This window comes from Bradyrhizobium sp. Crot121, assembly GCF_059512385.1.
On the sequence record NZ_JCAMOR010000547.1, the window covers coordinates 1 to 286 of the forward strand.

The 286-nt window shown below is 62.2% G+C and carries 1 protein-coding gene; it reads left to right on the forward strand.

The window, feature by feature from the left end; translation table 11 throughout:
• Positions 1-97: 97 nt before the first annotated feature.
• The coding region (locus AC5ZGW_RS47875; protein WP_496114368.1) for a hypothetical protein at positions 98-286 on the forward strand (189 nt) is incomplete at its 3' end.

The window sequence follows — 286 nt, forward strand, 5'->3', positions numbered from 1 at the left end:
GGGCAAATCAGTGATTTAACTCCGCGCGTCTCACGGCGAATGAGGGGCGGGTCGCGATCGTCACGAACGTTGCGGTGGGATGCGGTGGACGCGATGCGTGCGACTGACGAGCGCAGGTAACGCGGACGGCGAAGTCGTGTGGTCCTGGCGCCCCGACGCTGGCGCTAAGCTCGCGAGCAGCAAGAGCTGCCGCGGACGACGGTGGCAAAAAAGCCCGGTCACCGGCTATCCGATTCACACATTTTTGAGCCTCAAAGTGGTGCCGTATTTGATGCGACGGAAGGCT